This is a genomic window from Streptomyces sp. CB02400 (assembly GCF_001905725.1).
Taxonomy (GTDB): Bacteria; Actinomycetota; Actinomycetes; order Streptomycetales; family Streptomycetaceae; genus Streptomyces; species Streptomyces atrovirens.
On record NZ_LIWB01000014.1, the window covers coordinates 137409 to 150326 of the forward strand.

The 12918-nt window shown below is 72.3% G+C and carries 12 protein-coding genes; 6 read left to right on the forward strand and 6 right to left on the reverse strand.

Features of this window, described 5'->3' with window-relative positions:
- Positions 1 to 4: 4 nt before the first annotated feature.
- Positions 5 to 586 carry an AMIN-like domain-containing (lipo)protein gene (locus tag AMK33_RS28805; protein WP_201263099.1) on the reverse strand — a complete coding sequence of 194 codons (582 nt, stop codon included), beginning with the start codon at positions 584 to 586 and terminating at the stop codon, positions 5 to 7.
- A gap of 153 nt (positions 587 to 739) precedes the next feature.
- Here AMK33_RS28805 and AMK33_RS28810 point away from each other — a divergent pair, with 153 nt between their 5' ends.
- Positions 740 to 3331: a SpoIIE family protein phosphatase gene (locus AMK33_RS28810; protein ID WP_073935899.1), complete on the forward strand. Its 2592-nt coding sequence runs from the start codon at positions 740 to 742 to the stop codon at positions 3329 to 3331.
- A gap of 60 nt (positions 3332 to 3391) precedes the next feature.
- Here AMK33_RS28810 and AMK33_RS28815 read toward each other — a convergent pair whose 3' ends face one another.
- Positions 3392 to 3574, reverse strand: coding sequence for a hypothetical protein (locus tag AMK33_RS28815; protein ID WP_107425235.1), 183 nt, complete (start codon positions 3572 to 3574; stop codon positions 3392 to 3394).
- 119 nt (positions 3575 to 3693) lie between these two features.
- On the opposite strand from AMK33_RS28815, the gene AMK33_RS28820 reads away from it, so the two are divergent.
- Both AMK33_RS28820 and AMK33_RS28825 read left to right on the forward strand, forming a co-directional pair.
- Complete coding sequence (locus AMK33_RS28820) at positions 3694 to 4554, forward strand: DUF4232 domain-containing protein (RefSeq protein WP_073935901.1); 861 nt, start codon at positions 3694 to 3696, stop codon at positions 4552 to 4554.
- Positions 4555 to 4644: 90 nt separating this feature from the next.
- On the forward strand, positions 4645 to 5613 hold the full coding sequence (locus AMK33_RS28825; RefSeq protein ID WP_235618230.1) for a DMT family transporter: 969 nt from the start codon (positions 4645 to 4647) through the stop codon (positions 5611 to 5613).
- Between the two features lie 37 nt (positions 5614 to 5650).
- Here the strand turns inward: AMK33_RS28825 and AMK33_RS28830 are convergent, their stop codons facing one another.
- The 3 genes from AMK33_RS28830 to AMK33_RS28840 all read right to left on the reverse strand — a co-directional run bounded on the left by AMK33_RS28830 (position 5651) and on the right by AMK33_RS28840 (position 9441).
- The gene (locus AMK33_RS28830; RefSeq protein WP_107425240.1) at positions 5651 to 7669 is read right to left on the reverse strand and encodes a DUF1996 domain-containing protein; all 2019 of its coding nucleotides are present in this window, start codon (positions 7667 to 7669) and stop codon (positions 5651 to 5653) included.
- A gap of 279 nt (positions 7670 to 7948) precedes the next feature.
- Positions 7949 to 8623: a lytic polysaccharide monooxygenase auxiliary activity family 9 protein gene (locus AMK33_RS28835; RefSeq protein ID WP_073935902.1), complete on the reverse strand. Its 675-nt coding sequence runs from the start codon at positions 8621 to 8623 to the stop codon at positions 7949 to 7951.
- A gap of 185 nt (positions 8624 to 8808) precedes the next feature.
- Positions 8809 to 9441 (reverse strand): GNAT family N-acetyltransferase, encoded by a 633-nt coding sequence (locus AMK33_RS28840; RefSeq protein ID WP_073935903.1) that lies wholly within the window; start codon positions 9439 to 9441, stop codon positions 8809 to 8811.
- 105 nt (positions 9442 to 9546) lie between these two features.
- On the opposite strand from AMK33_RS28840, the gene AMK33_RS28845 reads away from it, so the two are divergent.
- A complete protein-coding gene (locus AMK33_RS28845; protein WP_073935904.1) occupies positions 9547 to 10668 on the forward strand; it encodes a YihY/virulence factor BrkB family protein in 1122 nt (373 codons plus the stop codon).
- Between the two features lie 18 nt (positions 10669 to 10686).
- Here the strand turns inward: AMK33_RS28845 and AMK33_RS28850 are convergent, their stop codons facing one another.
- Positions 10687 to 11139, reverse strand: coding sequence for a flavodoxin family protein (locus AMK33_RS28850; protein ID WP_073935905.1), 453 nt, complete (start codon positions 11137 to 11139; stop codon positions 10687 to 10689).
- A gap of 84 nt (positions 11140 to 11223) precedes the next feature.
- Here AMK33_RS28850 and AMK33_RS28855 point away from each other — a divergent pair, with 84 nt between their 5' ends.
- Positions 11224 to 11901 carry a class I SAM-dependent methyltransferase gene (locus AMK33_RS28855; RefSeq protein ID WP_073935906.1) on the forward strand — a complete coding sequence of 226 codons (678 nt, stop codon included), beginning with the start codon at positions 11224 to 11226 and terminating at the stop codon, positions 11899 to 11901.
- A gap of 97 nt (positions 11902 to 11998) precedes the next feature.
- A complete protein-coding gene (locus tag AMK33_RS28860) occupies positions 11999 to 12448 on the forward strand; it encodes an SRPBCC family protein (RefSeq protein WP_073935907.1) in 450 nt (149 codons plus the stop codon).
- Positions 12449 to 12918 lie beyond the last annotated feature (470 nt).

Genomic DNA, 12918 nt, shown 5'->3' on the forward strand with positions numbered 1-12918 from the left:
GCGCTCAGCGGCTGCCGGTCCAGCTGTGGGCGACGTCGATCACGAGCCGGCCGTCGAGCCGCAGCACCCGGAACGGCAGCCGCGCCCGCACACCGAGACCGATCTGGGTCTCGCCCTCGAAGCTGCCGGCGAACCGCGCGTCCCTGAACGTGCGGTACCCGGCGAGATCCACGCCCGGCAGGGGGCGTCCGGCGCGCGCGGGATAGGTGGCCTCGCCGGTCTCGGGGGCGTACGCGGGCGCGGCCACCCGCACCTCGAGGACGGCGCCGCCGGAGACGGGGATGTGCCGGCCCGATCCGTCCTGGTGGAGGCGGTCGACGTACCGGACCGAGTAACCGATGTCGCCGCGGGCGGCGCCGGGCAGGTCGACGACCATGCGGTCGTAGCAGGCGTGCCGTCCGGTCCTGATGTCCCGTACCGGTGTGGTCGTGCTGTCGGAGCCGGACTCGGGCAGGCTGCCCCAGCCGGTCGGGCACGCCGTGGCCCGGGCCGCCGCCGTCGGGGCGGCGGCGGCCGGGACCGTCGCCGTGGTCAGCGTGGCGCCCACGAGCACGAGAGTCGCGCAGATTGTTCTCTTTCGAAGCATTTTCGGCCCCCTGGGCTCGCATCCTTCTGGTATCGGGTGAGACGACCGGGATGACCGAAAGGTTGCGGCTCCGCCGCGCCGGACCGTCCGGCATGGCACATGCTGGTGGGGAGCGAACGGATGTCCCGTGCGTCCGCACCGGGAGGGTGCGACATGGATGATGCAGCCGCCGCACCGCGCGGGGAGCGGCCGGCGGGCGTGCCCGGCCGCGGCGCCGGGAAGAGGCCGGGCGCGGAGGAGCTCCGGACGGCGCATCCGGCGGCCCGGATCGAGGACGCGCTCGCGGAGCCCGTGGTGGCGGCGGTCCAGGACATCGGCGGATACGGCGGACTGGTGTACCTGCGTTCGCGGGACCGGCGCTCGCTGGTGCTGTGCGTGGTGGCCGGCGTTCCGCGGTCGCTGCTGATGACCTGGTGGCGGGTGCCCGTGGGCGGCGCGCTGCCCATGTCCGAGGCGTACCGCAGGAGCGAGAGCCTGTGGCTGCCGGACGAGCGGGCCATGATGCTGCGCTTCCCGCAGTTCACCGCCGCGCTGCCGTACTCGTTCGGCTCCGCCTTCCACCCGGTGCACGTCGACGGCGAACCCGTGGGCGTCCTGTCCGTCCTGCGGTCGGCCGCCGGGGAGCCGTTGGACGAGCAGGCGGTGCGGGCGGCGCTGCACGACGCGGGGCGGGACATGGAGGAGCGCCTCACCGACTTCGCCCGCCGGATGCCCGGCAGGGAGGGCGCGGACGCCGTCGCGTACGGCATCGACTACGACGACCAGCCGGTCAGCGTACGGCTGCCCACGCCGCCCGCCCGGGCCGTGGCGATCGGCATGGTCGAGTGGGACCTGGACAGCGACCGGTGGTCCGGGGACGACGACGCGCTGTCCCTGCTGGGGGTCGCCCGGGAGGAGTTCGGCGGCACCATGGCGGAGGTCGAGGACCGGGTGTGTCCCGACGACCTGTACGAGCTGCGGGCGGGCCGGCGGGAGGCGGCGGACTCCGGGCAGATCAGGGGCCGGCACTTCAGAGTGCTGGACGAGGCCGGGGACGACGGGCGGATCCGCTACCGGCCGGTCGAACTGTGGGGGCACGTCGTACGGGCCGAGGGGGCCGCCCGGCTCCTGGTGGGCGCCCTCGTCGACGCGGCCGGCGGGGTCACCGCGGCGGAGGCCGCCGAGCGGCTGCCCGACGGGGTGTTCTCCCTGGACCAGGACGGCCGGATCGTCTACGCCAACCGCCGCTGCCAGGAGCTGCTGGGCTGCGACCTGGAACACATGCTCGGCCACTACCCGTGGGACGTGCTCACCTGGCTGCGCGATCCGGCCTACGAGGACCGCTACCGGGCGGCGATGCTGTCGCAGGAGCCGGTGTCGTACCTGGTGCACGACCCGGACGGCGTCTGGCTGGGGTTCGTGCTCTATCCCGGGGTGCACGGGCTGACCGGCCGCGTCTTCCGCACCAGCGCCCCCGCCGGGGCCGAGCCGGGCCGGGTCCTGGCCCCGCCCGGCAGGGAGACCGCGGCGGCGCCGGAGCTGGTCGCGACGGCCCGCGCGGGAGCCCTCTACCACGTCGTGCAGATGGCCAGTGTGCTGACCGAGGCCGTCACCGTCCGGGACGTCTGCCTGGCCGTCGCCGAGCAGCTCCTGCCCGCGTTCGGCGCGCAGGAGATCGCCCTGTACACGATCCGGGACAGCCGGATGTACCTGCTGTGGGAGTCCGGCTATCCGGAGCATTTCCTCGAGAGTTTCGAAGGGGTGCCGCTCACCGCGAACCTGCCCGGTGTGCACGCCCTGACCACCCGGCTGCCGCTCTTCTTCGAGTCGCCGGAGGCGCTGGTCAACGCCTACCCCCAGCTCCTCCTGGACCCGATGAACGCCTGGGCGTTCCTGCCGCTGATCGCCTCCGGCCATCCGGTCGGCTCCTGCATCCTCGGCTGGAACGCGCCGCACCGGTTCACGCCCGAGGAGCGCACCGCGCTGACCGCGCTGGGCGGGCTGACCGCGCAGGCGATGGAGCGGGCCCGGCTGTACGACGCCGAGTCCGCCGTCGCCCGGGGGCTCCAGGAGGGACTGCTGCCGCACCGGCTGCCCGCCATCGACCGGATGCTCACCACCGGCCGCTATCTGCCGGGCACCCAGGGCATGGCCATCGGGGGCGACTGGTACGACGTGATCAGGACCGGGCGGGGGGTGGCGCTGGTCATCGGTGACGTCGAGGGGCACAGCGTCGGGGCCGCCGCCGTCATGGGACAGCTCCGCAGCGCGGTGCACGCCTTCGCCGCCAGCGGCCGGCCTCCGCAGGAGGTCATCACCCACACCAACCGGCTGCTGGCGGAGCTGGAGACGGACGTCTTCGCCACCTGCTGCTACATCGAGCTCGACCCGGCCACCGGCCGCGCCCTGGCCGTCCGGGCGGGCCATCCGCCGCCCCTGCTGCGCCACCCCGACGGGCACACGGAGAGCCTGGACCTGCCCGGTGGCGTGCTGCTCGGGGTGCAGCCGGAGGCCGTCTACCCGGTCACGGAACTCACCCTGGCCCCGGGCAGCGTTCTCGCGCTGTACACGGACGGGCTCGTCGAGACGCCCGGCGGTGACATCGGGACGGGCATCGAGGTGATCCGCCGCTGTCTGGCACGCAGCCGCACCGACTCGGTCGAGGAGCTCGCCGACCGGCTGATCAGAACGGCCCGCCGGACCGAGGACCGCCCGGACGACGTGGCACTGCTGCTGACGGCGTACGACTGGCGGCCCGGCCGCTGACCGCCGCCCGGCCACCGGGCGGTGAAGGCGACGGGCGAGCGGCTGACCAGGGCGGCGGTCTCACAGGCAGTAGCGCACCAGCCACTCGTCCGGGTCGTAGGCGTTGCGGGCCGGGTCCGGCGCGACGGCCGGGCGCTCCTCGACCATGTCCTCCACCCGGACCGGCTCCGGGAGGCGTCCGAAGCGGGCGTGACGCGCGGTCGCCGCCGCGTCCGTGCCCCCGTGGTCCTCGTGTGTGCGCACTGTCCCCTCGTCCACGGCGACTCCCCTCTCGCGGCCTCGACGCCAAGTGTCACACACCGGTGACCGGAAGCATGGCTTCCATCACAGCCGATCGCGGCCGGTACTGATCAACTCCTCGTATGCGCAGCAGCTCCCTCCCTCTTGTCCTCGTCCTCGTCGGCGCCCTGTCGGTCACCGCGTGCGGCGCGCATGCCGAGTCGACGGCGTCCGGTGCCTCCTGTGCGGGGCGGCCCTCCGGCACGGACACCGAGCTGGAACGGGACGGGGTCCGGATCACCGGGTTCGACGGCGGAAGCGGGGGCTGTGTCCTGTTCGAGGTCACCCACGCGGAGGCCGAGCCCTTCACCTACACGGTCACGTTCGACCTCCTCTCCGAGGCGGGGCGCGTGCTGTACAACACCGAGGGGATCGTCGAGGACGTGGCTCCGGGCCGGACGGCCGCGGGCAGGGTCGCGCTGAGCGAGTCGATGGCGGGCCCGCGAGAGGTGAGCCGGGTGCGGATCGCCAAGGTGCGCAGCGTCCCCGTCGACGAGGCGCCGTCCCCTGGCGGCCCGTGTCCGGACTCCGGTGTCCGCGTGTACGCGGACGAGGCCAATGCCGCCATGGGCCTGCGGGTGGTGTCCGTGCGTCTGGAGAACTGCGGCACCCGGCCATACTCGCTGCACGGCTATCCCGACGTCCGGCTCTTCGACGAGGACCACGAACCGGTGGAGGGCGTGCGGATCCTGCACGACGGCGGTTCCGTCGCCGGCGGCACGGGGGCGGACGGCCCGGCCCTGCCGCTCGTGCTGAAGCCGGGCGAGGGAGCCTGGGCCGGCCTGGTGTGGCGCAACACGGTCGAGGCGGGCGCACCCGTCGACGTGCCCTACGTGCGGGTGCGGGCGAAGTCCGGCGCGGACCCGGTGACGGTCGTCCCCGAACTCGACCTCGGGACGACGGGGAAGCTGGGCGTCGGCCCCTGGAAGAAGCAGGAGGAGTAGGCGGGGGAAGCCTCCCGGCCGGATTGGTCCCCGACAACGGGGCGGAAGTGGACCCCTCGGCGGGCCGCCGTCCTTTCTAGCGTCGGTGCCATGAACGCCGTCACCACGCGCGGGGCCCTGCTCGCCGCGCTCGCCTGTGTCCTCGTCGGAGGCTCCTTCACCGCCAACAGCGTCCTCGGCGACTATCCGTACGCGGGCGGTCAGTTCCTGCGGTACGCGCTGGCCTGTCTGCTGCTGGTCCCCCTGGCCGGCCAAGGCTCGGCCGCGAAGCTGCGGTCGCTCCCGCCCCGCCTGTGGGCCAGGCTGGCGCTGCTCGCCGCGGTCGGCATGGTCGGGTTCAACCTGGCCGTCCTGGCCGCGGAACGGACCGCGGAACCGGCGGTGCCCGGCGTCTTCGTGGGCTGCGCGCCCGTGGTGGTCGCCGTCCTCGTCCCCCTGCTGGAGGGCCGGCGGCCGCGGCGGGCGGTGCTGTACGGGGCGTCGGCGGTGGCCGTCGGCGCCTTCACCGTGCAGGGCTGGGGGCGTACGGACGGGGCGGGCCTCGCCTTCTCGCTGTGCGCGCTGGTCGGGGAGGTCGGGTTCGCCGTACTGGCCGTGCCCGTGCTGCGGCCCCTGGGGCCCCGTCTGCTGTCCGCCGTGGTGTGCGGTGTCGCCGCGGTCGAATCGGCGGCGGCCGGGCTGCTGCTCGACGGGTCCGCGTGGCTGCGCCGCCCGGACGGGGTCGAGGCGACGGCGCTGCTGTGGCAGGCGGTGGTGGTCACCGTCATCGGCTTCGTGTGCTGGTACATGGGCATGCAGCGGATCGGTGCCGAGCGGGCCACCCTGTTCTCCGGGCTGATCCCGGTGGCGGCCGCGTGCACCGCGCCGCTTGTCGGTACCGGGTCCTATGGTGCGGCGCAGGCGGTGGGCAGTGCCCTGGTCGGCGCCGGGGTCGTCCTGGGGGCCGGCGCGGGCTCTCGTCGCCGACGCCCCGCAGGCGTTTTTCGCCCCCGCCGCCCCTTCCCGTCCCGACTTGGGGCTCCGCCCCAGACCCCGCTCCTCAAACGCCGGAGAGGCTGAAAATCAGCCTCTCCGGCGTTTGAGGAGCGGTGGAGGGTCAGGCCCCGCGCCGCACGCTCCGCAGGACGAAGAATCCGAAGATCACCAGCACTCCGCCCAGCGCGGCCGGCCAGAGCTGGGTGCCGGTCTCGGCGAGGCTGCCGCTCTCGCCCTGTGCCTGGGACTGGTTCCCGGTGCCGAGTTCGGGGAGGCTGCCAGGCACCTCGGCGGCCTGAGCCGCCTGGCCACCGTCGTCCTGGCCGCCCTCGTCCTTACCGCCCTTGTCGTCGCCGTCCTGGTTTCCGGCACCGGTGCCCTCGGCCGGGGTGGACGCCTTGACATCGGGCTGCTCGGGCCGGTCGGTGCCGTCGCCCTCCGCGGGCTCCTCGGCGGCCGGGGTCTCCGACGGCTGCTCCTGTCCGCCGTCGTCCTGGTTTCCGTCGTTGTTCTGGTTCCCGTCGTCGGCGGGCTTGTCGCCGCCGCCGTCCTGGTTGCCGCCGTCGTTGCCGTCGCCGCCCTGGCCCGGGTCGTCGGGCGTGGCCGTGGGCTCCTCCGGCTGCTGCGGCTCCTCCGGCTGCTGGGGCTCCTCACCCTGTTCGCCGCCGTCACCGTCACCGTTGCCGCCGTCACCGTTGCCGCCTTCACCGGCGCCGCAGGTGCGGTCCTCGTTGATGCAGGCGACGACCTCGTTCATCAGGTCCTCGTCGAAGACGTTGATGAAGTCGCCGTGGTCCGTGATCGGCTTGTGCAGCTGCTCCGGGAAGGAGTCCACCGCGAACAGCGGCGTCGTCCTGCCGCCGTCGTCGAGGCTCGGCGCGTCGACGTCGTAGACGATGCGCTGCACCAGCTGCGGCACGGGCTTGAAGCCGGACGGGCAGTTGCCTGCCTCGTCCGCGAACGCCATGTGCGTACGGTGGTTGGCGCTGTCGATGTTGCGGCCGTCCCAGCAGCTCTGGAAGTCGAAGCTGCGCACCACGTCACTGCCCTGCGGACACAGCGGGTACTTGTCCGTGAGCTGCCGGTCCTCGAAACCGGTGCAGCTCCAGGAGGCGTTGGCGTTGGCGGGGCCGTTGACGAACGACTTGGCGTCGCCGGTGATGATGCGCAGCAGCCGGGGCATGGCGGTGACCTCACCCTGCGGGTTGCCCTCGAAGGTCAGCGTGACCTCCTTGGGCGTGACGATCTCACCGACGTTGCCCTCGATACCACCGCCCGGGGACCCGGCGTCCTGCTCCTGGGTCCCGTTCTGCAGCCGCAGCACGGGCCAGTAGTACGACGACTTGTCGCCCTGGTCGGCGCAGCTCGTGTCCGCCTGCGCCAGGTCCTCGTCGCTGGAGAAGGCGTTGGTGGCCTGGTTGCCGATGTAGTCGTGGAAGTGGTGGGCGCCGTTGCTGACACCCGGTGCGGCGATCACGTTGTCCGAGTTGAACAGGCCGTTCTCGTTGACGCCGCACTCGCTGGTGAAGGTGCCGCGGGAGGCGTTCTCCGTCTGCTTCGGCTCGATGACGTTGGGCTGGACGCTCTCGATGTCGACGTAGTCGCCGGCGACGGGCCCGTTGCCGGCCTGACCGCCGTTTCCGCCCTGGCCCTGGCCCTGCTGGCCCTGCTGGCCCTGCTGGTCCTGATCCTGCTGGTCCTGGCCGTCGCCTCCGTCGCCCGCCTGCTCGCCCTCCTGCCCGGCGTCCGGCTGTGCGGCGTTGCCGGACTCGCGCACGGCGCAGTCGGCGAGTTCCTCGAGGCCCTCGGGCCGGTCGCCGACCCGGTCGATGGCGGTCCCGATGCGGGCGAGGGCCGCGGAACGCTTCTCCTCGAGCGGCTTGGCGATCGCGTTCTCCGCGAAGCCCGGGTCCTGGCGGAGGGCCTCGGCCGACTCCCCGATCCGCTTGTACGCTTCCGCGATCTGCGCGTCCAGGCCGGCGAGCTCCTTGTCCACCTCCGCCCGCGCCTCCTCCGGCACCGACGTCAGTTCGGTGGCCACGTCCGGGCAGTCGATCGTGGCGCCCGAGAAGACCTGCGCCTGGCCGTCGCCCTGCCCGCCCTCCTCCGTCGCGGAAGCGTAGACGTTGGCCGCCATCATCCCGCCGCCGCCCAGGATCAGGGCGAACGCGGCGAGAGTCGCGCGCTGTTTGGGGCGTCTGCGTGTGTTGCGTGCCAAGGCAGTACTCCTACGCTTCTGTTGCGGGGGGTGGGCAGGGGATTCCCACGCCCCATACGTAGGCGGGCCACAGCGTGTTCAAAGGACTCACGGTTTCTTCGCGGAATCCCGGAAAGCCCCGGTCCCGCACGCACCGGATCCCCGCCGGACTCACGCGGTCCGGCGGGGACTCGGGGACGGGAGCGGTGAAGTGCCGGTGACTCAGCCGAAGTCCACGTCACTGCACAGGAAGTACGTCTGGTCCATGTGCGAGGCCTGCCAGATCGTGTAGACGACGTGGCGGCCGCTGAGACCGGAGGTGCTCACCGGGATCGAGTAGTTCTGGCTGGGCGCGTACGAGCCGGTGCGGGCCACCTGCTGGAGGTCGTCCCAGCCCAGCTGCTCGGTGGTGGGGTCGAAGCCCTGCCGGGTGACGTAGACGAGGAAGTAGTCCGCGCCGTGGCTGGCCTGGTCGTACAGCTTGACGGTGAAGTTGTCGTTCACGTTCGTCGTCTTCCAGGCGCCCACCGCGTCGAGGGAGTCGTAGCGCCCGCCCTCGGTGTGCCCGCCGCTGCAGAGCTGGCCATCGGGGACCACGGCCTGGAAGTTTCCGGCGGAGCCGTTGCGGTAGAGGCCGTTCCAGTTCCACATGGCGTTGGGGTTGTCCTGCCACGCCTGCCAGCACATGGGGTCTTCCTGCGCCATCGCCGGGTTCTGGAAGTCGCTCCCCCAGCGCTGCCAGCAGCCGTAGTTGCGGGACGCGGGGTCGATCACCGAGCCGTGGGCGACGGCGGTACCGCTCCAGGGGATCAGACAGAGCAGCGCGGCGACGGCCACGGTCAGGGCGAGTGACAGACGGGACCGGAGCGGTAATGCGTCATGACCATGCCAAGTCATGGATTCCTTCTTTCCGCTGTGGGGGTTGATCGTGGGGATGCGGGCATGCGCTCCCACGGCGGCCATGGGAGCGCTCCCAATGCACAGGCTGCGCCCGTCGGAGCGGAGCGGCAATGCGCATTCACGCCACTTCCGCGCGAGCGGTGGCGCGTTCGATGCGTTCGACGGAGACGGGCGCCGGTCCCTCAGAGCCCGTCGAGGTCGTGCGTCGTACGGCCGAGGCAGACGACCGAGTCGTCCATCGGCGCGTCGATCTCCTCGAAGCCCATGCGGTCGTAGAAGGCCCGGGCGGGCTTGTTGGCCGTCGCCATGACGAGGTGGACGGACGGCACTCCCCCGTCCCGCAGGGCCCCCAGGAAGGTCCGCATCAGCTGCCGGCCGTAGCCGCGCCTCTGCCAGTCGGGCAGCAGGTCGATGTGCAGGTGGGCCGGCCAGGCGGCCAGCTCCGGGACGATCATCCGCTCGGGGTGGTGCAGCAGCCAGGCGATCGTCTCGTCCGGGGTGGCCGGCGGCCCGGACGGCTCGGGGTGGCGGTCGCCGACCAGGGGAAGCCACGCGGCCCGGAAGGTCTTGGCGAAGCGGACGGTGTCGGCGGTGCCGACGATGTAGCCGACCGCCCGGCCCCGGCCGTCGTCCAGTACGAACGCCAGCTCCGGCTCCAGATGGACGTACGGCGCGGCGAAGGTGTCGGGGAAGACGGTGGGGTCGGTGTAGTGGGGGCGGCTGTCCTGGCCGTTGTGCGCGGTGCGGATGCAGATGTCGTCGAGGGCCTGCCGGTCCTCGCGGTGGTACGGGCGGATCCTGGGGGACTCGGTCATGTCTGGCATCCTGCACGTCTTGGGAGCGCTCCCACAACCCCTTTCCGGCCAGGTCGAGGCACGGGTCCCTGGCTTAGCCCCCCGGCCCCTGGTTACCCGAGGGGCATGAAGCTGCATATCCCGGGGCGGAACGACCGGCAGACCCACGAGAGCGCGACGGACGAGCCTCGTCCGGATCACCGGACCGGCGCGGCGGCGGACGAGCCCCGTCCGGGCCACGGAGCCCACGCGGCGGCGGACGAGCCGGGGCCCAGCGACGAGGTGGAGCGGGCGGCACCGGACACGCCGGGCAAGCTGCCGAAGGGGGCGTGGGGCTCGGCGTTCAAAGGCAGTCTGCGCGAGTTCAAGGACGACGAACTCACCGACCGGGCCGCCGCCCTGACGTACTACGGCGTGCTGTCGCTGTTCCCGGCGCTGCTGGCCCTGGTCTCGATCCTGAGCCTCACCGGCAAGTCCACCACGGACAAGGTGCTGGAGAACCTCCAGGAGCTCACCGCCCCCGGCGCGGCCCGCGACATCATCACCCAGGCGGTACAGCAGTTGCAGGGCACCGCGGGCGTCGGCTCGATCGTGGCGATCGTCGGTCTGGTGCTGGCCGTCTGGTCGGCGTCGGGCTACGTGGCGGCGTTCATGCGCTCGGCGAACGCGGTCTACGACATCCCCGAGGGGCGTCCGGTGTGGAAGGTGCTGCCGGTACGGCTCGGGGCGACGGTCGCGCTCATGGTGATGGCCGTGATCAGCGCGCTGATCGTGGTGTTCACCGGCGGGCTGGCCCGCCAGGCCGGCGACCTGCTCGGGCTGGGCGACACCGCGCTGACCGTGTGGTCGATCGCCAAGTGGCCGGTGCTGGTCGTCCTGGTCACCATGATGATCGCGCTGCTGTACTGGGCGGCCCCGAACGCCAAGGTCAAGGGGTTCCGGTGGATCACTCCGGGCAGTTTCCTGGCGCTGGTGATCTGGCTGATCGCCTCCGCCGGGTTCGCCCTCTACGTCGCCAACTTCGGGTCGTACAACAAGACGTACGGCACGATGGCCGGTGTCATCGTGTTCCTGATCTGGCTGTGGATCACCAACCTCGCCATTCTGCTGGGGCTGGAGTTCGACGCGGAGATCGCCCGGCAGCGGGCCATCGCCGGGGGTCATCCGCCGGAGGCGGAACCGTACACGCAGCCGCGCGACACGCGTGCCTGGAACGAGGAGGACCGGCGGCGGATGGACGAGACCTGACGCCGCCCGCGGCGGGGCTCAGTCCATCAGGCCCGCTGCGACCGTGGCGCCCAGCTCCCAGCACCGCTCGACGTCGGCCTTGCCTGGCTCGCCGGTGACCGTCACGCCGTCGGCGGCGCGACGCCAGCCGAGGCCCGTCGTGATCGACTCTATGCCCCGCACCGCGCCCGTGACGTCGTTCCCGCCGTGCACGTAGTACCCGAAGGGCCGGCCCCGGGTGGTGTCCAGGCACGGGTAGTAGACCTGGTCGAAGAAGTGCTTGAGCGCCCCCGACATGTAGCCGAGGTTGGCCGGGGTGCCGAGGAGGTAGCCGTCGGCGTCCAGGACGTCGGCGGCGGTGGCGGACAGCGCCGCCCGCCGCACCACCTTGACTCCCTCGATCCCGTCGGCGGTGGCACCGGAGAGGACGGCCTCGAACATCGCCTGGCAGTTGGGCGAGGGCGTGTGGTGGACGATCAGCAGAGTCGGCACACCCCGACCCTGCCGTGCCGGTCCGTGTGCCCGCAAGCCGCCACGGCCGGTGTCCCGTTGTGGCGGCGGGGCGGGAATGGCACGATGCCCCGCATCGGTACGCGACGGACGGGGTGCGTCTTGGTCGACGAGGATCACGGGTCACGGGCGGCGGCGGTGTTCGACGCGCTGGGCGGCGAGTACGAGAAGGCGTTCGCCTCCTCGTCGGCGCACCGGGCGTCGCTGGACCGGCTGCTCGAAGGGCTGGCGCCCGGCAGCAGGGTGCTGGACGTGGGCAGCGGAACGGGCCGTCCCACGGCCGCCGCGCTCGCCGAAGCGGGGCATCGGGTGCTGGGCGTCGACGTGTCCCCGGTGATGGTGGGGATCGCCTCCCGGCAGGTGCCCGGGGCCGAGTTCCGGTGCGCCGACATCCGCCGTATGCCGCTCGAGGACGGTTCGTTCGACGCGGTCTGCGTGTACTTCGCGCTGCTGCAGATGTCGCGGGCGGAGCAGTCGGAGCTGGTGCGCCGGCTGGCGCGGGCGCTGCGGCCGGGCGGCCTGTTCGCGCTGGCCACCGTACCGCTGGACGTCGAGGGGTTCGACGGCGTCTTCATGGGGCAGGACGTGCGCGTCACCAGTTTCGCGGCCGAGGACGTCGTCGCCCTCGTGCGTGGGGCGGGCCTGGCGGTGGAGTCGCGGGAGAGCGTGATGTTCACCCCGACCCATCCCGACGCCCGGCCGGAACCGCAGCTCTTCCTGCACTGCCGCCGCGAGGAGGCGTGACCCCTCGGGCGGCCGGTTCGGCGGATCGCCATGACTGCCCGGCGTGAAATCAGGTACTCGCATTCCACTTCCCATCGGAAAGCGAGGTAGCCGACGCATGTCGCAGGTAGAGGAATCGATCGAGGTCGACGTCCCCGTCCGCACCGTCTACAACCAGTGGACCCAGTTCGAGAGCTTCCCGGAGTTCATGAGCGGGGTCGAACGCATCGAGCAGCGCAGCGACACGCTGACCCACTGGGTGACCAAGGTCGGGGGCGTGGAACGGGAGTTCGACGCCGAGATCACCGAACAGGTCCCGGACGAGCGTGTCGCCTGGACCACGGTCGACGGTGAGGCGCGGCAGGCCGGTGTCGTCACCTTCCACCGGGTGCGGGACACCACCACCAAGGTGATGCTGCAGATGGACTTCGATCCGCAGGGGATGACCGAGAGCGTGGGTGACAAGCTCGGCTTCGTCAAGCGGCAGGTCGGCGGTGATCTGAAGCGGTTCAAGGAGTTCATCGAGCGGCGTGGACTGGAGACGGGGGCCTGGCGCGGCGAGGTCTGAGAGTCGTGGCGACGGGGCCGGGTGGGTGTGCCCGGTCCCGTCCGCGAGTTCGCGCGGGCCGGCGCGGGATGCCGGGTCCGCTCGGGGCGGGCGGTTTTTGTCACGCGGGCGGCGCCTCTGTGATTCCGCACCGCGTGCTGTTCGGGTGTCCGAGCCTTCTCTCGCCCCCGCCGCCCCTTCCCGTCCCTGGGGGCTTTGCCCCCAGACCCCCTTCGCGCAGTTCCCCGCGCCCCTTTGCGCCCAGGCTCCCTTCGCGCCCACGCGGCGGAGCCGTATGCCGGTACAGCCCCGCGCCCCTAGGGGTCGGGCCGCCGGTCGGGGGGATGCCGTTGCCCAGCACCGGGCCTCCGGATGCTGTTGGTGAATCTTCCAGGGCTGCCGGGCCATGTTGCGCGGGCAGCGGTGGAGCGGGTCTCCGGGCAGAACAGCCGCGTGTCGTCTGGAGATTCGCTTCCATCGGCGTCTTGTGG